The organism is Pseudomonas sp. A-1, assembly GCF_004801855.1.
In the GTDB taxonomy this organism is placed as follows: domain Bacteria; phylum Pseudomonadota; class Gammaproteobacteria; order Pseudomonadales; family Pseudomonadaceae; genus Geopseudomonas.
On the sequence record NZ_SSTC01000035.1, the window covers coordinates 25805 to 44128 of the forward strand.

Below are 18324 nucleotides of genomic sequence, written 5' to 3' on the forward strand. Positions count from 1 at the left end.
GCAGTTCCTTTCCTGCCGCCGGTCGCTGTGATAGAAGGCGGGCCTGTCATTTCAGGAGTGTCCGTGTGGATCCGGAATCCATCGTTTACGGTTGCATCCGCGACTGTCCGGACGGCGATCCGCAGGAGCGGCGCGTTCGCCGGCTGCACAACCGGCGCATGCTCGACGAGCTGCCGGATATCGGCGCGCTGGCGCTGCTCAGCCGGCCGATGTTCTCCTTCTGTCGCTTCGAGGGCGATGGCCTGTACCAGACCCAGGTGATCCATTTCGGCGCCAGTTACCGTGCCGTGGAATACGAGTGGGTGGCCTGGCTGAAGCAGTTCGAGGCCCTGCTCGGGCGACTGTACTGGTCCAGTGCGGTGGTGCACCTGGATACCGAGCTGCGCGGTTTCCACACCTTCCGCTGGGAAAGCGAACAGGGCTGCCATCATCCGGGCGAGGGCGTGCTGCGCATGCGCTGCGCCTGGGAGCACGAGGGTGGCGTGCGCGGCTGAGGCGGGGAGGGGGCTGGGCGCGGCGCTCAGTCCAGCCATTCGGCCGGGGCGTCGCGGCGCAGCATCAGCTGGCACTGCTGGCTGTCCGGGTCGAAGGCGATGATCGCCTCGCCGCGCTGCAGGGCCTGGCGCACCCGCGCGACGCGGGTGTCCAGCGGCGTGTCGTCGCCGTTGTCGGTGCCCTCGCGGGTGACGAAGTCCTCGATCAGGCGGGTCAGGGTGGCGGGCTCGAGCAGGTCGTGGGGAATCAGCATGGGGCATCTCGGCGACGCAGCGTCCCTGCTGCTCACGGGCGATCCTGGCGGGCGTTCAGGTGTATTTGGTGAAGATCGCGCGCACCCGGCTGAGGGTCGCGCGGCTGTCCTGTTCGGGATCGAGCACCGCCTCCTCCAGCAGGCACGCGAGCATTTCCTGGTAGGCGCGGTCCAGTGCCTTGCGCGCCGCGGCGAATTGCTGGGCGATCGCCTCGCAGTCCTCGCCGCGGCGGATCATCGCCTGCAGGCCGCGGACCTGACCCTCGATACGGGCCAGGCGCTTGAGCATGGCGTCCTGCTGGTGGGGGGGCGTGTCACTCATTCGGGGTATCCAGGGTTCGACGCAGGGTGAAGGCGCCGCGCAGCTCGCCGAGGGCGAAGCCGCGGGCCTGGTCCTGCGGATAGCGTTGATCGATCACTGCGGCCAGTTCCGGCTTGAGCTTGCTGCCGTGGCAGGCCAGGCAGGGCTCGCCGGTGGGGATGGCCTTCATCAGGCGGAATTCGCCATCGACCACCTCGGCATGCCTGAGTTCGGCCACCGGCTCGCCGGCGGCGGCACGCGCGGCGAACTGCTCCAGCACCTGGCGCTCCCAGGCGTCCGGCGCGTTGTTCGGGTTGCGCACCTTCAGCGCGGTACGGCCGACCCGCCATGGCGCCTGGCTGTGCTGGGCGGCGATCTGCGGTGCGAGCAGCTGGCAGGCTTCCACGGCCTTGACCGGGCCACCATCCTGCATGGCTGCCTTCACGGTGTCCAGCAGCTGCTGCTGGAACGGCGGAATCAGTGCGGCGCCCTCGGCGGCGAGCTGCTGGGTGTCGGCGGCCATGGCCGGAGCGGCGAGGGTGGCGAGCAGGGCGAGACTGGCAATGCGCATGGAGAACTCCTGTAGGTGGCGCTTTCAAGGTACTGTGGGGAGTATCTTGGGGCGGCCGGCCAAAAGCAATCGCCGGGAGTCGCTCCGGCGATGTATGGCGCTGGCGCGGCCGTCAGCGACCGCGGATCAGTTCGCGCAGCAGGAAGCGGCTGGGGTGGCAGGCTTCGGCGACCGGGCGCGGCAGCGGCAGCGGTTCGTCGTCCAGCCAGGCGGCGATCAGCTCGCCGGACAGCGGCGCACTGATCAGGCCGCGTGAGCCGTGGCCGCAATTGACGTACAGGCCTTCCAGCCAGGGCGCCGGCGTATCGATGGGGCGGCTGGCGTCCTTGCCCAGGGCTGCGTAGGCGGCGCGGAACGCGCCGGCGTCGACCAGCGGGCCGATCAGCGGCAGGTAGTCGGCGCTGGTGCTGCGGAAGGCCGCGCGCCCGCCCAGGGCCGCCGGGTCGAGCCGGTCGCAGTGCAGGGCCTCGCTCAGGACGGGGGAGATCTGCCTGAGCATGCCGAGGTTGTCGAGGTGCTCCTCGGTCGACAACGCCAGGTCGTCGCGCTGGAAGTTGAAGCTGGCGCCCAGGGTATGCTCGCCGCCGCGTACCGGTGCGACGTAGCCCTCGGCGCACAGCACGGTCTTCAGCGCGCGGCTGGCTGCGGTGGCCGGCAGGCGGCTGATCTGCCCGCGGATGCGCTTGAGCCTGAGGTGGGCGGCGGCGGCGAAGCGGCCGATCTCGCTGGCGGTGCACAGCACCGCGACCGGCGCCTCGGCCAGCAGGCACTCGCCCTGCCAGGCCTGCCAGCGGTCGTCGATCCGGCGCAGTTCGAGGGCTTCGAGGTGGGGCAGCACGCGGATCGCGGGATGGTCGGCGAGCCGGCGGCACAGTGCGGGCGGATGCACCCAGCCGGCCTCGGCGAACCACAGGCCGCCCTGCGCCAGCGGCAGGCCGGCAAGTTGGCTGGCCTCGGCGGCATCCACCGCGCGCAGCAGGTCCGGCGGGAAGGCGGCGGCCAGGCGCTGCTGGCGCTCGGCTTCCTTGCCGTCGAAGGCCAGCTGCAGCACGCCGCAGGCGCTCCAGTCGTCGCCTGCCTGCAGGCGCTCGAGCAGGCGGCGGGTATGGCCGAAGCCGCCGACCACCAGCTGCGACAGGGCGGTGCCGTGGGCGGAAAGCTTGAGGTAGAGCACGCCCTGGGGGTTGCCCGAGGCCTCCTCGGCCAGTGCGCCGTGGCGCTCCAGCAGGGTGACCTGCCAGCCGCGCATGGCCAGGCTGGCCGCGGTGGCGCAGCCGGCCAGGCCGCCGCCGACCACCAGCACCTGACGGCTGCCCGGCGGCTGCGGCGGGCGGGCGTACCAGGGCTTGCCGGCTGCGGCGGGGGAACCCCGGAAGTCGCCGGCGAGCATCTCGCGCTTGTGGCCGAAGCCCTGGACCTTGCGCATGGCGAAACCGGCCTCGCCGAGGCCGCGGCGCACGAAACCGGCGCAGGTGAAGGTGGCCAGGCTGGCGCCGGGGGCGGACAGCCGGGCGAGCTGGGCGAACAGCGCCGGCGTCCACATCTCGGGATTCCTGGCCGGCGAGAAGCCGTCGAGGAACCAGGCGTCGACCCGCGCATCCAGCTGCGGCAGGCAGTCGAGCACATCGCCCACCAGCAGGGTCAGGATCACCCGACCGCCGGCGAAGGCCAGACGCTGGAAGCCCGGGTGCAGCGCGAGGTACTGCGCCTGCAGCTGGCTGCTCCAGGGCGCCAGCTCCGGCCACAGGGCCAGGGCGCGCTCGAGGTCGCTGCGGGTCAGCGGATACTTCTCGACGCTGACGAAGTGCAGGCGGGCATCGGCCGGCGCCGTCTGCTCGAACAGCTGCCAGGCGCAGAGGAAGTTGAGGCCGGTGCCGAAGCCGGTCTCGCCGATCACCAGGCGCCCGCCGGCCGGCAGGGCGGCGAAGCGCTCGGCCAGCCGGTTGTGGGCGAGGAACACGTGGCGGGTCTCCTCCAGCCCCGAGGCGCGGGAGAAGTAGACGTCGCCGAAGGTGCGCGAGTGCGGCTGGCCCTGTTCGTCCCAGTCGAGCTGGGCATGCGGTTGGTCGGTCATCGGTGTGGTGCGCGGAAAAGTGGGGCGCGTATTCTAGCCGATCGGCGGGAAGCGGCCGACAAACCCCTTGCGCGACTCCCCCGCCCATCGGCTAGTCTGCGCGCATCGCCAGGGAGAGCTTGCATGTTCGAATCCGCCGAAATCGGCCACCAGATCGACAAGGAAACCTACGACGCCGCCGTGCCCGAGCTGCGCGAGGCGCTGCTCGAGGCGCAGCTCGAGCTGCGCCAGCAGGCGCGCTTTCCGGTGATCATCCTGCTCAATGGCATCGAGGGCGCCGGCAAGGGCGAGACGGTCAAGCTGCTCAACGAGTGGATGGACCCGCGGCTGATCCAGGTCGAGACCTTCGACCAGCAGACCGACGAGGAGCTGGCGCGTCCGCCGTTCTGGCGCTACTGGCGGCGCCTGCCGCCCAAGGGGCGCACCGGCGTGTTCTTCGGCAACTGGTACAGCCAGATGCTGCAGGGGCGGGTGCACGGGCGCATCGACGATGCCCGGCTCGACCAGGCCATCGGCACGGCGGTGCGCTTCGAGCGCATGCTCTGCGACGAGGGCGCGCTGATCTTCAAGTTCTGGCTGCACCTGTCGAAGAAGCAGATGAGGGCGCGCCTGAAGACCCTGCAGGACGACCCGCTGCACAGCTGGCGGATCAGCCCGCTGGACTGGCAGCAGTCGAAGACCTACGACGACTTCGTGCGCTACGGCGAGCGGATGCTGCGCCGCACCAGCCGCGACTACGCGCCCTGGTATGTGGTCGAGGGCAGCGACGAACGCTACCGCAGCCTGACCATCGGCCGCATCCTGCTCGAAGGGCTGCAGGCGGCGCTGCAACTGCAGGAGCGCCCCAAGCGCCAGCCGCATGCCGCCCCGGTCGCCGCCAGCATCGACAATCGCGGGCTGGTCGACAGCCTGGACATGACCCAGAGCCTGGACAAGGACAGCTACCAGCAGCAGCTGGAGGCCGAACAGGCGCGCCTGGCGCGGCTGCTGCGCGACAAGCGCATGCGCCGCCATGCACTGGTGGCGGTGTTCGAGGGCAACGATGCGGCGGGCAAGGGCGGGGCGATCCGCCGGGTGACCGGCGCGCTGGACCCGCGCCAGTATCACATAGTGCCGGTGGCGGCGCCGACGGAGGAGGAGCGGGCGCAGCCCTACCTGTGGCGCTTCTGGCGGCACATCCCGGCGCGCGGCCGCTTCACCATGTTCGACCGCTCCTGGTACGGCCGCGTGCTGGTCGAGCGGGTCGAAGGCTACTGCTCGTCGGCCGACTGGCTGCGCGCCTACAACGAGATCAACGACTTCGAGGAGCAGCTCACCGACGCCGGCGTGGTGCTGGTGAAGTTCTGGATGGTGATCGATCAGCAGACCCAGCTCGAGCGCTTCAAGGAGCGCGAGCAGACCGCGTTCAAGCGTTTCAAGATCACCGAGGACGACTGGCGCAACCGCGACAAGTGGGCGCACTACATCGATGCGGTGAACGACATGGTCGACCGCACCAGTACCGAGATCGCGCCCTGGACCCTGGTCGAGGCCAACGACAAGCGCTTCGCCCGGGTCAAGGTGCTGCGCACCCTCAACGAGGCGCTGGAGGCGGCCTTCGCGCGCAAGCGCTGAGCCGCCGGCCTCAGTGCCTGCGCTGCAGGTTGCTCATGTGGACTACGTAGCGGTTGGCTGCCTGCTGAGCGTCGACGCGGGTGTAGAAGGGGCCTTCCAGCGTGCCTTCGCGGGTGGCGAAGAAATACTGGCCGTTGACAGCGCTGATGCGATCCGTGCGGTAGTAGCTGCCGGGGGCCATATCCTGCTGTCGCTTGCCGATCATCACGAACTCTCCCGCAGGGGTGTGGACTCGTTAAGTCTAGTCGCTGCAGGCGGCGCGGCGCCCGCAGGCGACCGGTGGCGCCGCCGGCTGTCGCCCGGAGCGCGCCAGGTCTAGAATGCGGCGCTTCCCCATCCTGCCCGGCGTGACTCTCCCATGCATGTTTCCAGTGGCCGCTGGCTGTACGGCCTGTTCCTGTCCCTGATCACCGTGGTGCTCTGGGGCATCCTGCCGATCCAGCTCAAGCAGGTGCTGCAGGCGATGGACCCGGTCACCGTCACCTGGTACCGGCTGGCCAGCTCGGGGCTGATCCTGCTGGCCTGGCTCGGCGCCACGCGTCGGCTGCCGTCGCTGCGCCCGCTGGGGCGGCGTGGCGGCGCCCTGCTGGCGCTGGCCATCGGCGGGCTGACCGCCAACTACGTGCTCTACCTGCTGGGCCTCGAGCGCCTCAGCGCCGGCACCACCCAGCTGCTGATCCAGACCGCGCCGATCATGCTGCTGCTGGCCAGCCTGCTGGTGTTCCGCGAGTCCTTCGGCCGCGTTCAGGGCGTGGGGCTGGCCGTGCTGCTGCTGGGCTTCGGGCTGTTCTTCAACCAGCGCCTGGGCGAGCTGTTCGGCTCCCTCGGCGACTACACCCTCGGCGTGCTCACCGTGCTGGCCGCGGCGCTGGTCTGGGTGTTCTACGGTCTGGCGCAGAAGCAGCTGCTGACCCAGTGGAGTTCGGCGCAGATCATGATGGTCATCTACCTGGCCTGTGCGGCGCTGCTGACGCCCTGGGCCCAGCCGGCCCAGCTGCTGGCGCTGAGCCCGCTGCAGGCCTGGCTGCTGCTGGCCTGCTGCCTGAACACTCTGGTGGCCTACGGCGCCTTCGCCGAGGCGCTGGCCCACTGGGAGGCGTCGCGGGTCAGCGCCACCCTGGCGCTGACCCCGCTGGTCACCCTCGGCGCGGTGGCCGCGGCCGCCAGCCTGTGGCCGGCGCTGGTGCCGGCCGAGGAGCTCAACCTGCTGGCCTACGGCGGCGCGCTGCTGGTCGCCGGCGGCTCGGCGCTGGTGGCGCTGGCGCCCTCGCTGCTCGCCGGGCGCCGCCGGGGCTGAGCCTCAGCCTTCCTCGCCGGCCTGCAGCATGCGCTCGGGGCGCACCCAGGCGTCGAACTCGGCGTTGCTGAGGTAGCCCAGCGCCAGCGCCGCCTCGCGCAGGCTGGTGTTCTCCGCGTAGGCCTTCTTGGCGATCTGCGCGGCCTTGTCGTAGCCGATGTGCGGGTTGAGCGCGGTGACCAGCATCAGCCCGCGCTCGAGCTGCTCGGCCATGCGCGCGGCATCCGGCTCCAGGCCCCGGATGCAGTGCTCGTTGAAGTTGCGGCAGCCGTCGCCGAGCAGGCGAATCGACTGCAGCAGGTTGTGCACGATCACCGGCTTGAACACGTTGAGCTGCAGGTGGCCCTGGCTGGCGGCGAAGCACACGGTGGCGTCGTTGCCGAGCACCTGGCAGGCGAGCATCGACAGCGCCTCGCACTGGGTCGGGTTGACCTTGCCGGGCATGATCGAGCTGCCCGGCTCGTTGGCCGGCAGGCGCACCTCGGCCAGGCCCGCGCGCGGGCCGGAGCCGAGCAGGCGCAGGTCGTTGGCCAGCTTCATCAGGGTCACCGCCAGGGTCTTCAGCGCGCCGGAGAGGCTGACCAGCGGTTCGTGGCCGGCGAGGGCGGCGAACTTGTTGGGTGCGCTGACGAACAGCTGCTCGGACAGCTCGCTGATCTCGCGGGCGATGGCCTCGGCGAAGCCCTGCGGCGCGTTCAGCCCGGTGCCCACCGCGGTGCCGCCCTGGGCCAGCTCGCCGACCGCCGGCAGTGCCGCGTGGATGGCGCGGTCGGCGTGCTCGAGCTGGGCGACGAAGGCCGACAGTTCCTGGCCGAAGGTGATCGGCGTGGCGTCCATCAGGTGCGTGCGGCCGGTCTTGACCAGCTCGCGGTGGCGCTGCGCCTGCTCGGCGAGGCCGTCGCGCAGCTCGTGCAGCGCCGGCAGCAGCTGCGCGTGCACCGCCAGCAGCACGGCGATGTGCATGGCGGTGGGGAAGCAGTCGTTGGAGCTCTGCGCGCGGTTGACGTGGTCGTTGGGGTGCACCGGCTGCTTGCCGCCGCGGCCCTGGCCGGCCAGCTCGTTGGCGCGCCCGGCGATCACCTCGTTGACGTTCATGTTGCTCTGCGTGCCGCTGCCGGTCTGCCACACCACCAGCGGGAACTGGCCGTCGTGCTGGCCGGCCAGCACCTCGTCGGCGGCCTGCTCGATCAGCGCGGCGATGTCCGCCGGCAGGGCGCCGCTGCGCGCGTTGACCCGCGCGGCGGCCTTCTTGATCAGCGCCAGGGCGTGGATCACCGCCAGCGGCATGCGTTCGCTGCCGATGGCGAAGTTGATCAGCGAGCGCTGGGTCTGCGCGCCCCAGTAGGCGTCGTCCGGGACCTCGATCGGGCCCAGGCTGTCGGTTTCGGTGCGGCTCATCGGCTGGTCTCCGCGGTGGCTCGGCTCCCTCAGTCTAGGCGGCCACTGTCCGCGGGGCGCTCCGTCCGTCCAGCCGCTGCGACAGTCCTGCGCTTGAGCGGGCCGGGCGATGCGCGGAAAATGGCGGCATTCCCGGGCGTCGCCCGAAACCATTGCGGAGCATTCCCATGTCGATGCAGGAACAGATCAGCCAGGCGCTCGCCGCCGCCTTCGCACCGCAGCACCTGGAGGTGGTCAACGAGAGCCACATGCACAGCCGCGGCCAGGAGAGCCACTTCAAGGCGGTAGTGGTCAGCGACGCCTTCACCGGCCTGCGCCCGGTGCAGCGCCACCAGAAGGTGTATGCCGCGCTCGCCGAGCTGATGCCGCAGTTCCACGCGCTGGCCCAGCATACCTACACCCCCGAGGAGTGGGCCGCGCTGGGCGTGGCGCCGGACTCGCCGGCCTGCCTGGGCGGCAGCAAGCACGACCGCCACTGAGTCGCCGGCCCGCCGCGCCGCCGGCTGTTCGACAAGCCCGGCGGACTGCGCCAACCTCTGAGCAAGGGAGTCTGCCGGGGGCCGGGCCGTGCCCGTCGAATCCCCCGGGCCGCAGGGCCCGTCCTTGACCCCGGTGCGCAGGGCGCACCCCCACCGGCCGGCGCCTGCCCGGCCAACAGGAGCCCGGATGAACGCCCGCCTGCTCTATGTGATGGACCCCATGTGTTCCTGGTGCTGGGGCTTCGCCCCGGTGTTCGACGCCCTGGCCGCCCAGGCCCAGAAAGCCGGCATGGCCCTGCATCTGGTCGCCGGCGGCCTGCGCCCGGGCAGCGCGCAGGCGCTGGACGGCGGCACCCGCGACTACATCCTCCGCCACTGGCGCGCAGTGGCCGAGCGTACCGGCCAGGCGTTCCGCTTCGAGGATGCCCTGCCGGATGGCTTCATCTACGACACCGAGCCGGCCAGCCGCGCCCTGGTGGCGGTGCGCAGCCTGGCGCCGGAGAAGGTCTGGCCGCTGGTGCGGGCGATCCAGCAGGCGTTCTACGTCGAGGGGCGCGACGTCACTCGGCCGGCGCTGCTGGTCGAGCTGGCCGAGGCGGTCGGCGTGCCGCGGCCAGCCTTCGCTGCGGCCTTCGACAGCCCGGTCCAGCGCGCGGCGACCCAGGCCGATTTCGAACGGGTGCAGAACCTCGGCATCGCCGGCTTTCCCACCCTGCTGGCCGAGCGCAACGGCCAGCTGGCGCTGCTGACCAACGGCTACCAGCCGCTGGACGCCCTGGCGCCGCTGCTCGACCGCTGGCTGGAGCGTCGCGCCCGTGGCTGAGCCGACCGGCGGCGACCGGCTGGGCTGGGCGGAGATCCGCCGCCTGGCCCTGCGCCATCGCCGTCCCCTGCTGCTCGCCAACCTGCTGGCGGTGCTGGCCACCCTGTGCAGCGTGCCCATCCCGCTGCTGCTGCCGCTGCTGGTCGACGAGGTACTGCTCGGCCAGGGCGATGCCGCGCTGCGGGTGATGGACCGTTTCCTGCCGGCGGCCTGGCAGCAGGCGGCCGGCTACATCGGCCTGATGCTGCTGGTGACCCTGCTGCTGCGCGGCGCCGCGCTGGCGCTCAACGTGCTGCAGGCGCGGCTGTTCGCCGGGCTGTCCAAGGACGTGGTGTATCGCCTGCGCCTGCGCCTGATCGAGCGCCTCAAGCGCATCTCCCTCGGCGAGTACGAGAGCCTCGGCAGCGGCACGGTGACCGCGCACCTGGTCACCGATCTGGACACCCTCGACAAGTTCGTCGGCGACACCCTGAGCCGTTTCCTGGTGGCGCTGCTGAGCCTGGCCGGCACCTCGGCGATCCTGATCTGGATGCACTGGCAGCTGGCACTGCTGATCCTGCTGTTCAACCCGCTGGTGATCTACGCCACCGTGCTGCTCGGCAAGAAGGTCAAGCACCTGAAGAAGCTGGAGAACGACAGCACCGCGCGCTTCACCCAGGCGCTCGGCGAGACCCTCGAGGCGATCCAGGAGATCCGCGCCGGCAACCGCCAGGGCTTCTTCCTCGGCCGCCTCGGCGGCCGCGCTCGTGAGGTGCGCGACTACGCGGTGGCCTCGCTGTGGAAGAGCGACGCCGCCAGCCGCGCCAGCGGCCTGCTGTTCCAGTTCGGCATCGACGTGTTCCGCGCCGCCGCCATGCTCACCGTGCTGTTCTCCGACCTGTCGATCGGCCAGATGCTCGCGGTGTTCAGCTACCTGTGGTTCATGATCGGCCCGGTCGAGCAGCTGCTCGGCCTGCAGTACGCCTACTACGCCGCCGGCGGCGCGCTGAGCCGGATCAACGAGCTGCTCGCCCGCGCCGACGAGCCGCAGCATGCCGGCGGCGTCGATCCCTTCGCGGGGCAGACCACGCTGGGCATCGAGGTGCGCGGCCTGCGCTTCGCCTACCGCGATGAGCCGGTGCTCGACGGCCTCGACCTCTCCATCGCGGCGGGCGAGAAGGTGGCTATCGTCGGCGCCTCGGGCGGCGGCAAGAGCACCCTGGTGCAGCTGCTGCTCGGCCTCTACACGCCGCAGGCCGGGACCATCCGCTTCGGCGGCGCGACCCTCGAGGAGATCGGCCTGGAGCGGGTGCGCGAGCAGGTGGCGGTGGTGCTGCAGCATCCGGCGCTGTTCAACGACACGGTGCGCGCCAACCTGAGCATGGGCCGCGACTGCAGCGACGCCGAGTGCTGGCGCGCCCTGGAGATCGCCCAGCTGGCCGACACCGTGCGCGCCCTGCCGCAGGGCCTGGACAGCGTGGTCGGCCGCTCCGGCGTGCGCCTCTCCGGCGGCCAGCGCCAGCGCCTGGCCATCGCGCGGATGATCCTCGCCGAGCCCAAGGTGGTGATCCTCGACGAGGCCACCTCGGCGCTGGACGCCGCCACCGAGTACGCCCTGCACCAGGCGCTGGGCGCCTTCCTCAAGGGGCGCACCACGCTGATCATCGCCCACCGCCTGTCGGCGGTGAAGCAGGCCGACCGCGTGCTGGTGTTCGACGGCGGGCGCATCGCCGAGCAGGGCGAGCACCAGCAACTGATCGCCGAGGGCGGCCTGTATGCGCGCCTGTACGGCCATCTGCAGCACTAGCCGGCTAGAATGGCCGCTTCCCGACCACCGGAGTGCCACCCATGTTCCTTGCCATGAACCGCTTCAAGATCGCCCGCGGCCACGAGGAGACCTTCGTCGAGCACTGGCGCCAGCGCGAGAGCTACCTCGACGAGGTGCCCGGCTTCCTGCGCTTCCACCTGCTCAAGGGGGCGCAGACCGAGGAGTACACCCTGTTCTCCTCCTATTCCGAGTGGGAGTCGGCCGCGGCCTTCGAGGCCTGGACCCACTCCGAGTCGTTCCGCAAGGCCCACGCCAACGCCGGCAAGAGCCCGCGCGAGATCTACCTCGGCCCGCCGCAGCTGGAACTGTTCGAGTCGGTGCTGTAACCGCCGGCGGGCGCGGCGGGGCAGGGTGTCGACAATCCGCCTCGGCGCCGCCTGCCCGGCCTGCCGTCCGTCCGCCTGCTGTAGTGCCCGGGCGGCGTGTCCTACCGCCAGCGCCGGGGCGGCGCCGGTTGGTGCCGCGTTGACGCAAATCCCTGCCTCAGACGGATTTTTGGCGTAAACCAAAGCTGCCACTGGCGCTGCGCGACGCACATCGTTAGCATTGCGCCGCCTTCGCCTGCCCCCTTGCCCGGGGTCTTCCGGGGAGCGTGTAGTACTTTTGTCGGACGGGCTACAGTACGTTCTGTAGACGATCCGCGGTAAAATGCGGAACCTGTGTCTCAGGAGCATGAATGATGCAAACTGGTGGTGATCAGCCGGATCTGGTATTCGTCGGGGCAGGCGTCATGAGCGCGACCCTCGCGGTACTGCTGAAAGAGCTCGACCCGAGCCTCAAGATCGAAGTCCTGGAGCAACTCGAATCCGGGGCCGCCGAGAGTTCCTTCCCGTGGAACAACGCGGGAACCGGCCATGCCGCACTCTGCGAACTGAACTATACCCCCGAAGGTCCGGACGGCTCGGTCGGCATCGCCAAGGCCGTGAACATCAACGCGATGTTCGAGGTGTCCCGCCAGCTGTGGGCCTACCTGGTCGAGCAGGGTTACTTCAAGTCGCCGAAGGACTTCATCAACCCGGTTCCGCACATGAGCTTCGTGCGCGGCGAGAAGGGCGTCGCCTTCCTGCGCAAGCGCTTCGAGGCGATGAAGGCCCATCACTGCTTCCGTGACGACCTCGAGTACACCGAGGACCGCAAGGTCATCGGCGAGTGGGCGCCGCTGCTGATGCAGGGCCGCACCAGTGACGAGCCGCTGGCGGCCACTCGCGCCATGGGCGGCACCGACGTCAACTTCGGTGCGCTGACCCGCAAGCTCCTCCAGCACCTCGAGCAGAGCCAGGGCTGCAAGGTCCTCTACAACCAGAAGGTCAGCGACGTGCGTCGCGACGCCGACGGCCGCTGGCGCCTGTCGGTCGACGACCTGGCCCGTGGCGGCAGCCGCGAGGTGACCGCGCGCTTCGTGTTCCTCGGCGCCGGCGGCGCCGCGCTGACCCTGCTGCAGAAGTCCGGCATCGAGGAAGGCAAGGGCTTCGGCGGCTTCCCGGTCAGCGGTCAGTGGCTGCGCTGCGACAATCCGGAAATCGTCAGGCAGCACCAGGCCAAGGTCTACAGCCAGGCCGACATCGGCGCGCCGCCCATGTCCGTGCCGCACCTGGACACCCGCGTGGTCGACGGCGGCAAGTCGCTGCTGTTCGGACCGTTCGCCGGCTTCTCCACCAAGTTCCTCAAGACCGGCTCGTTCCTCGACCTGCCGCTGTCGATCCGCCCGAACAACATCGGTCCGATGCTGGCCGTGGCGCGCGACAACATGGACCTGACCAAGTACCTGATCAAGGAAGTGCTGCAGTCCGAGGACCAGCGCCTCGACGCCCTGCGCAAGTTCTTCCCGGACGCCAAGAAGGAAGACTGGCGCCTGGAGATCGCCGGCCAGCGCGTGCAGATCATCAAGAAGGACGCCAAGAAGGGCGGCATCCTGCAGTTCGGCACCGAGATCGTCGCCGCTGCCGACGGCTCCATCGCCGCGCTGCTGGGCGCCTCGCCGGGCGCCTCGGTGTCGGTGTCGGTCATGCTGGAAGTGATCGAGCGCTGCTTCCCCGAGCAGTACAAGAGCGCCGCCTGGCAGGAGCGCCTGGGCAAGATCTTCGAGGCCAGCGAGAAGGCCCTGGAGACCGATGGCGAGCTGCTGCGCCGCGTGCGCGCGCGCACCAGCGACGTCCTCGAGCTGCAGCAGCCGAGCTGATCCGCGCCCGGTCCCGCCGCACGCGCTGCGGCGGGCGACAACGCCGCGTCAGAGGCCCCGCAAGGGGCGTTCTGCCGCGGCGTTTGCGTTTGCGGGTGGCCTGTCACGGGCACAGGACGACGACCGCCGCAGGGGCGCCCCGTGGCCGGCGGCGGAGCCGGTCCGGGGCTGGCGGGGTGGGAGGGGGGGGGAGGCGGGCGGCTCCGTCCGGACGGGTTTTTTTGCCCCTTTTTGGTGCATTTTTCGGCGATACCAGTTAAATTGCCGGCCCGCCCACAACGTCCGCCTAGCCTTGCGCCTGCAATCCGGCCAGACTGCCGTCCATGACTCCCATACAGCTCGCCTTTCTCTACTGGCCGGACGTCCGTCCGCTCACCCTGACCCTGGTCGACGAGGTCCTGCAGCTGGCCGCCCGCCTGCATCCCGAGGCGGGCTACCAGGTCAGCTACCTGCAGGCCGCGCCGCCGGTGGCCGGCGCCTGGCCGCTGCCCGGCCAGCCCTGGCGCGGCCAGCTGCAGGCCGGACAGCGCCTGTTCCTGCTCGCCGAAGAGGTTCCCGCTCCGGATGACGAGCTGGACGCCGCCCTGCGCCAGGCCGGACGCAACGCCAGTCTGCTCGGCGCGGTGGGCGCCGGCCTGTATCCGCTGGCCCGGCTCGGCCTGCTCGACGGCCATCGCGCGGCGCTGCACTGGCGCTGGCAGGACGACTTCGCCGAACGCTTCCCCCAGGTGGCGGCCAGCAACCACCTGTTCGAGTGGGACGGCGAGCGGCTGACCGCCTGCGGCGGCCTGGCCGTGCTGGACATGCTGCTGGCGATGCTGGCGCGCGATCACGGCGCCGAGCTGGCCGGGGCGATCGCCGAGGAGCTGGTGCTCGAGCGCATCCGCGACGGCAGCGAGCGCCAGCGCGTGCCGCTGCGCAACCGCCTGGGCGCCACCCACCCCAAGCTGACCCAGGCGGTGCTGCTGATGGAGGCCAACATCGAGGAGCCGCTGACCACCGACGAGATCGCCCAGCAGGTCTGCGTGTCGCGTCGCCAGCTGGAGCGCATCTTCAAGCAGTTCCTCAACCGGGTGCCCAGCCAGTACTACCTGGAACTGCGCCTGAACCGTGCGCGCCAGCTGCTGCAGCAGACCAGCACCTCGATCATCCAGATCGGCCTGTCCTGCGGCTTTTCCTCCGGTCCGCACTTCTCCAGCGCCTACCGCAACTTCTTCGGCGTCACCCCGCGCGAGGATCGCAACCTGCGCCGCAGCGCCGCCGCCGAGATGCCCGCGGGCGCCGGCGAGCGCGAGTGACCGGGTCGCCCGGCAAGGGGGCTTTGGCGTAGCCGCGCCGAGCCTTTACACTGCGCGCTTCGCCGCGCCGCCATCCGGTTGGCGCAGATCCGCTTCCCGGGGCCTCGGCTGTACGAAGATGTCGCATGGCTGCAATCCCGGCGCGGAGTTTGTCTCTACAATCCCGTTCAGTTCCATCCGATCAGCCGCCCAGGCAGGAGAGTTCGATGTCCGTTCCGCACGCGCCGGTGCAACGCGCCGATTTTGACCAGCTGATGGTCCCCGTTTTCGCCCCCGCCGCCTTCATCCCGGTGCGAGGCGAGGGCAGCCGCGTCTGGGACCAGAGCGGTCGCGAGCTGGTCGACTTCACCGGCGGCATCGCCGTCAACGTGCTCGGCCATGCCCACCCGGCGCTGGTCGAGGCGCTGAGCGAGCAGGCGGGCAAGCTCTGGCACGTGTCCAACGTGTTCACCAACGAGCCGGCCCTGCGCCTGGCCAAGCTGCTCACCGACGCCACCTTCGCCGACCGCGTGTTCTTCGCCAACTCCGGCGCCGAGGCCAACGAGGCCGCGTTCAAGCTGGCGCGTCGCTACGGCCATGACACCGGCGGCGCGCAGAAGTGCGAGATCATCTCCGCGGTCAATAGCTTCCACGGCCGCACCCTGTTCACCGTCAGCGTCGCCGGCCAGCCCAAGTATTCCGCAGGCTTCGGCCCGCAGATCGAGGGCATCAGCCATGTGCCGTACAACGATCTGGAGGCGCTCAAGGCGCAGATCTCCGGCAACACCTGCGCGGTGGTGCTGGAGCCGATCCAGGGCGAGAGCGGCATCCTGCCGGCCGACCGCGCCTACCTGGAAGGCGTGCGCCAGCTGTGCGACGAGCACAACGCGCTGCTGATCTTCGACGAGGTGCAGACCGGCGTCGGCCGTACCGGGGCGCTGTACGCCTACATGCACTACGGCGTGACCCCGGACATCCTCACCAGCGCCAAGAGCCTGGGCGGCGGCTTCCCGATCGGCGCCATGCTGACCACCGACGCGGTGGCCAGGCACTTCGGCGTCGGCGTGCACGGCACCACCTACGGCGGCAACCCGCTGGCCTGCGCGGTGGGCGAGGCGGTGATCAGCATCGTCAACACCCCCGAGGTGCTCGAAGGCGTCGCCGTGCGCAGCGCGCGCTTCACCCGCGAGCTGACCCGCATGGGCGAGCAGTACGGCGTGTTCAGCCACGTGCGCGGCATGGGCCTGCTGCTCGGCGCGGTGCTCACCGACGCCTGGAAGGGTCGCGCCGGCGAGGTGATGGCCGCCGCCCAGCAGCAGGACCTGATGATCCTGCAGGCCGGCCCGGACGTGGTGCGCTTCGCGCCCAGCCTGGTGATCAGTGATGCCGACATCGACGAGGGCCTGGCCCGCCTCGAGCGCGCGCTGGCCAGCCTGACCGCCGCCTGACGACAACCGCGACAACCAAGGAGAGACACCGATGCTGATCATGCGCCCCGCCCGGATGGGCGACCTGCCGGAGGTCCAGCGCCTGGCCAAGGACAGTCCCATCGGTGTCACCTCCCTGCCGGACGACCGCGAGCGGCTGGCCGAGAAGATCCGCGCCTCGGAGGCCTCGTTCGCCGCCGAGGTGAGCTTCAACGGCGAGGAGAGCTACTTCTTCGTCCTCGAGGATACTGGCAGCGGCCGCCTGGTCGGCTGTTCGGGCATCGTCGCCACCGCCGGCTTCTCCGAGCCGTTCTACAGCTTCCGCAACGAGACCTTCGTGCACGCCTCGCGCGAGCTGAACATCCTCAACCGTATCCACGTGCTGTCGCTGTGCCACGACCTGACCGGCAACAGCCTGCTGACCAGCTTCTACATGCAGCCCGAGCTGGAGAACTCCCAGTGGGCCGAACTCAACTCGCGCGGCCGCCTGCTGTTCGTCGCCAGCCATCCCGAGCGCTTCGCCGAGGCCATGGTGGTCGAGGTGGTCGGCTACAGCGACGAGCAGGGCGACGCGCCGTTCTGGGACGCCATCGGCCGCAACTTCCTCGCCATCAATTACGCCGAGGCCGAGCGCCTGTGCGGGCTGAAGAGCCGCACCATGCTCGCCGAGCTGATGCCCAGCTACCCGATCTACGTGCCGCTGCTGCCCGACAGCGCCCAGGAGGCCATGGGCCAGGTGCACCCGCGCTCGCAGGTGTCCTTCGCCATCCTGATGCGCGAGGGCTTCGAGACCGAGCACTACGTCGACATCTTCGACGGCGGGCCCACCGTGCACGCGCGCACCTCGGGGATCCGCTCGATCGCCCAGAGCCGTCTGGTGCCGGTGCGCCTCGGCGCGCCGGCGCAGGTCGGCCGGCCCTACCTGGTGGCCAACAACCAGACTCTGGACTTCCGCGCGCTGATCGCCGAGCTGGACTGGGAACCCGGCCAGCCGCTGACCCTCACCCCGGCGGTGGCCGAGGCGCTCGGCGTCGGCGAGGGCGGCAGCGTGCGGGTGGTGGCGGTCTGATCCCGTCCGACCCGATTGGAGCAAGCCGCCGGCCTGCGGCGGCGCGATGCCGCGCCAGCCGGCGCTCCGGCCCTCGCGGCCGTCAACAGGAGGCACCATGATCGTTCGTCCCGTTCGCAGCACCGACATGCCCGCGCTGATCGCCATGGCGCGCAGCACCGGTGCCGGCCTCACCTCGCTGCCGGCTAACGAGGAACGCCTGGCCCAGCGCGTGGCCTGGGCGGAGAAGTCCTTCCACGGCGAGGCCGAACGCGCCGACGCCGACTACCAGTTCGTGCTGGAGACCGACGACGGCCAGGTGGTCGGCATCAGCGCCATCAACGGCGCAGTCGGCCTGCGCGAGCCCTGGTACAACTACCGGGTCGGCCTGACCGTCAGCGCCTCGCGCGAGCTGGGCATCCACCGCGAGAACCCGACCCTGTTCCTGGCCAACGACCTGACCGGCAACACCGAGGTCTGTTCGCTGTTCCTCGACGCCCGCTACCGCCACAGCGGGCTCAGCGGGCGCCTGCTGTCCAAGGCGCGCTTCCTGTTCATCGCCGAGTTCCGCGAGCTGTTCGCCGACAAGGTGATCGCCGAGATGCGCGGCATCTCCGACGACAACGCCCGCGCGCCGTTCTGGGAAAGCCTCGGCCGGCACTTCTTCAAGATGGAGTTCTCCCAGGCCGACTACCTGACCGGGGTCGGCAACAAGGCCTTCATCGCCAAGCTGATGCCCAAGTTTCCGCTGTACACCTGCTTCCTCAGCGAGGAGGCGCGCGCGGTGATCGGCCGCGTGCACCGCGACACCGAGCCGGCGCTGACCATGCTGCGCGCCGAGGGCTTCAGCTACCAGGGCTACATCGACATCTTCGATGGCGGCCCGGCGCTGGAGTGCGAGACCGGCAACATCCGCGCGGTACGCGACAGCCAGACCCTGGTGCTGGCCATCGGCACCCCGGGCGAGGAGGCGCCGCAGTTCCTCATCCACAACCGCAAGCGCGAGGACTGCCGGATCACCGTCGGCCAGGCGCGCCCGGCCTCCGGCACCCTGGTGGTGGATGCCGTCACCGCCAAGCGCCTGCGCCTTTCCGCCGGCGCCCAGGTGCGCGCGGTGCCGTTGTCGGCGCAGGTCGGCTGGCGATGAGCTTGTACCTCGGCGGCCAGTGGCTGGCCGGGGAGGGCGAGGCACTGGTCTCGCTTGATCCCTGCGACCGCCAGCTGCTCTGGCAGGGCCGCGCGGCCAGCGCCGCGCAGGTCGCCGCCGCCGCCCGCGCCGCG

General features: G+C 70.6%; 18 protein-coding genes. 12 read left to right on the forward strand and 6 right to left on the reverse strand.

Annotated elements, in window-relative coordinates:
* Positions 1–65 precede the first annotated feature (65 nt).
* Positions 66–494, forward strand: coding sequence for a hypothetical protein (locus E5198_RS10040; RefSeq protein ID WP_136489858.1), 429 nt, complete (start codon positions 66–68; stop codon positions 492–494).
* A gap of 26 nt (positions 495–520) precedes the next feature.
* On the opposite strand, the gene E5198_RS10045 is transcribed toward E5198_RS10040, so the two are convergent.
* The 4 genes from E5198_RS10045 to mnmC form a co-directional block, all read right to left on the reverse strand.
* The gene (locus tag E5198_RS10045) at positions 521–748 is read right to left on the reverse strand and encodes a YheU family protein (RefSeq protein WP_136489859.1); all 228 of its coding nucleotides are present in this window, start codon (positions 746–748) and stop codon (positions 521–523) included.
* A gap of 55 nt (positions 749–803) precedes the next feature.
* Entirely contained in the window at positions 804–1070 is a 267-nt protein-coding gene (locus E5198_RS10050; RefSeq protein WP_136489860.1) for a metal-sensing transcriptional repressor, read from the reverse strand.
* Positions 1063–1620, reverse strand: a complete 558-nt coding sequence (locus E5198_RS10055) for a DUF3365 domain-containing protein (RefSeq protein WP_136489861.1) — start codon at positions 1618–1620, stop codon at positions 1063–1065. The genes E5198_RS10050 and E5198_RS10055 overlap by 8 nt, the downstream gene beginning before the upstream one ends.
* A gap of 112 nt (positions 1621–1732) precedes the next feature.
* Positions 1733–3694: a bifunctional tRNA (5-methylaminomethyl-2-thiouridine)(34)-methyltransferase MnmD/FAD-dependent 5-carboxymethylaminomethyl-2-thiouridine(34) oxidoreductase MnmC gene (gene mnmC, locus E5198_RS10060; RefSeq protein ID WP_136489862.1), complete on the reverse strand. Its 1962-nt coding sequence runs from the start codon at positions 3692–3694 to the stop codon at positions 1733–1735.
* A 123-nt stretch (positions 3695–3817) separates the two neighbouring features.
* Between mnmC and pap the strand changes: the two genes are divergently transcribed.
* The gene (pap, locus tag E5198_RS10065; protein ID WP_136489863.1) at positions 3818–5308 is read left to right on the forward strand and encodes a polyphosphate:AMP phosphotransferase; all 1491 of its coding nucleotides are present in this window, start codon (positions 3818–3820) and stop codon (positions 5306–5308) included.
* Positions 5309–5318: 10 nt separating this feature from the next.
* Here pap and E5198_RS10070 read toward each other — a convergent pair whose 3' ends face one another.
* Positions 5319–5513, reverse strand: a complete 195-nt coding sequence (locus E5198_RS10070; protein WP_136489864.1) for a DUF6316 family protein — start codon at positions 5511–5513, stop codon at positions 5319–5321.
* Positions 5514–5666: 153 nt separating this feature from the next.
* Between E5198_RS10070 and E5198_RS10075 the strand changes: the two genes are divergently transcribed.
* Positions 5667–6605: a DMT family transporter gene (locus E5198_RS10075; protein WP_136489865.1), complete on the forward strand. Its 939-nt coding sequence runs from the start codon at positions 5667–5669 to the stop codon at positions 6603–6605.
* 3 nt (positions 6606–6608) lie between these two features.
* Here the strand turns inward: E5198_RS10075 and E5198_RS10080 are convergent, their stop codons facing one another.
* Complete coding sequence (locus E5198_RS10080; protein WP_136489866.1) at positions 6609–8003, reverse strand: class II fumarate hydratase; 1395 nt, start codon at positions 8001–8003, stop codon at positions 6609–6611.
* A 167-nt stretch (positions 8004–8170) separates the two neighbouring features.
* On the opposite strand from E5198_RS10080, the gene E5198_RS10085 reads away from it, so the two are divergent.
* From E5198_RS10085 to astA, 9 genes are all read left to right on the forward strand, one after another.
* Positions 8171–8482, forward strand: coding sequence for a BolA family transcriptional regulator (locus E5198_RS10085; RefSeq protein WP_136489867.1), 312 nt, complete (start codon positions 8171–8173; stop codon positions 8480–8482).
* 187 nt (positions 8483–8669) lie between these two features.
* Positions 8670–9305 carry a DsbA family protein gene (locus E5198_RS10090; protein WP_136489868.1) on the forward strand — a complete coding sequence of 212 codons (636 nt, stop codon included), beginning with the start codon at positions 8670–8672 and terminating at the stop codon, positions 9303–9305.
* Positions 9298–11091, forward strand: a complete 1794-nt coding sequence (locus tag E5198_RS10095) for an ABC transporter ATP-binding protein (RefSeq protein WP_136489869.1) — start codon at positions 9298–9300, stop codon at positions 11089–11091. The genes E5198_RS10090 and E5198_RS10095 overlap by 8 nt, the downstream gene beginning before the upstream one ends.
* 41 nt (positions 11092–11132) lie before the next feature.
* Positions 11133–11438, forward strand: a complete 306-nt coding sequence (locus E5198_RS10100) for an antibiotic biosynthesis monooxygenase (RefSeq protein ID WP_136489870.1) — start codon at positions 11133–11135, stop codon at positions 11436–11438.
* 350 nt (positions 11439–11788) lie between these two features.
* The gene (mqo, locus tag E5198_RS10105; RefSeq protein ID WP_136489871.1) at positions 11789–13291 is read left to right on the forward strand and encodes a malate dehydrogenase (quinone); all 1503 of its coding nucleotides are present in this window, start codon (positions 11789–11791) and stop codon (positions 13289–13291) included.
* 323 nt (positions 13292–13614) lie between these two features.
* On the forward strand, positions 13615–14589 hold the full coding sequence (locus tag E5198_RS10110) for a GlxA family transcriptional regulator (protein ID WP_136489872.1): 975 nt from the start codon (positions 13615–13617) through the stop codon (positions 14587–14589).
* 206 nt (positions 14590–14795) lie between these two features.
* Complete coding sequence (locus E5198_RS10115; protein ID WP_136489873.1) at positions 14796–16016, forward strand: aspartate aminotransferase family protein; 1221 nt, start codon at positions 14796–14798, stop codon at positions 16014–16016.
* Positions 16017–16047: 31 nt separating this feature from the next.
* Positions 16048–17064: an arginine/ornithine succinyltransferase subunit alpha gene (gene aruF / locus E5198_RS10120; protein ID WP_136489874.1), complete on the forward strand. Its 1017-nt coding sequence runs from the start codon at positions 16048–16050 to the stop codon at positions 17062–17064.
* A gap of 97 nt (positions 17065–17161) precedes the next feature.
* Complete coding sequence (astA, locus tag E5198_RS10125; protein ID WP_136489875.1) at positions 17162–18190, forward strand: arginine N-succinyltransferase; 1029 nt, start codon at positions 17162–17164, stop codon at positions 18188–18190.
* Positions 18191–18324: the final 134 nt, after the last annotated feature.

Excerpts from the sequence above, each read along its gene's own strand:
- astA (WP_136489875.1), top strand. The coding sequence starts at position 17,162 with ATGATCGTTCGTCCCGTTCGCAGCACCGACATGCCCGCGCTGATCGCC.
- E5198_RS10050 (WP_136489860.1), bottom strand. The coding sequence starts at position 1,070 with ATGAGTGACACGCCCCCCCACCAGCAGGACGCCATGCTCAAGCGCCTG.
- E5198_RS10055 (WP_136489861.1), bottom strand. The coding sequence starts at position 1,620 with ATGCGCATTGCCAGTCTCGCCCTGCTCGCCACCCTCGCCGCTCCGGCC.
- E5198_RS10115 (WP_136489873.1), top strand. The coding sequence starts at position 14,796 with ATGTCCGTTCCGCACGCGCCGGTGCAACGCGCCGATTTTGACCAGCTG.
- aruF (WP_136489874.1), top strand. The coding sequence starts at position 16,048 with ATGCTGATCATGCGCCCCGCCCGGATGGGCGACCTGCCGGAGGTCCAG.
- E5198_RS10085 (WP_136489867.1), top strand. The coding sequence starts at position 8,171 with ATGTCGATGCAGGAACAGATCAGCCAGGCGCTCGCCGCCGCCTTCGCA.
- mqo (WP_136489871.1), top strand. The coding sequence starts at position 11,789 with ATGATGCAAACTGGTGGTGATCAGCCGGATCTGGTATTCGTCGGGGCA.
- E5198_RS10090 (WP_136489868.1), top strand. The coding sequence starts at position 8,670 with ATGAACGCCCGCCTGCTCTATGTGATGGACCCCATGTGTTCCTGGTGC.
- E5198_RS10075 (WP_136489865.1), top strand. The coding sequence starts at position 5,667 with ATGCATGTTTCCAGTGGCCGCTGGCTGTACGGCCTGTTCCTGTCCCTG.
- E5198_RS10110 (WP_136489872.1), top strand. The coding sequence starts at position 13,615 with ATGACTCCCATACAGCTCGCCTTTCTCTACTGGCCGGACGTCCGTCCG.
- pap (WP_136489863.1), top strand. The coding sequence starts at position 3,818 with ATGTTCGAATCCGCCGAAATCGGCCACCAGATCGACAAGGAAACCTAC.
- E5198_RS10070 (WP_136489864.1), bottom strand. The coding sequence starts at position 5,513 with ATGATCGGCAAGCGACAGCAGGATATGGCCCCCGGCAGCTACTACCGC.
- E5198_RS10080 (WP_136489866.1), bottom strand. The coding sequence starts at position 8,003 with ATGAGCCGCACCGAAACCGACAGCCTGGGCCCGATCGAGGTCCCGGAC.
- mnmC (WP_136489862.1), bottom strand. The coding sequence starts at position 3,694 with ATGACCGACCAACCGCATGCCCAGCTCGACTGGGACGAACAGGGCCAG.
- E5198_RS10100 (WP_136489870.1), top strand. The coding sequence starts at position 11,133 with ATGTTCCTTGCCATGAACCGCTTCAAGATCGCCCGCGGCCACGAGGAG.
- E5198_RS10045 (WP_136489859.1), bottom strand. The coding sequence starts at position 748 with ATGCTGATTCCCCACGACCTGCTCGAGCCCGCCACCCTGACCCGCCTG.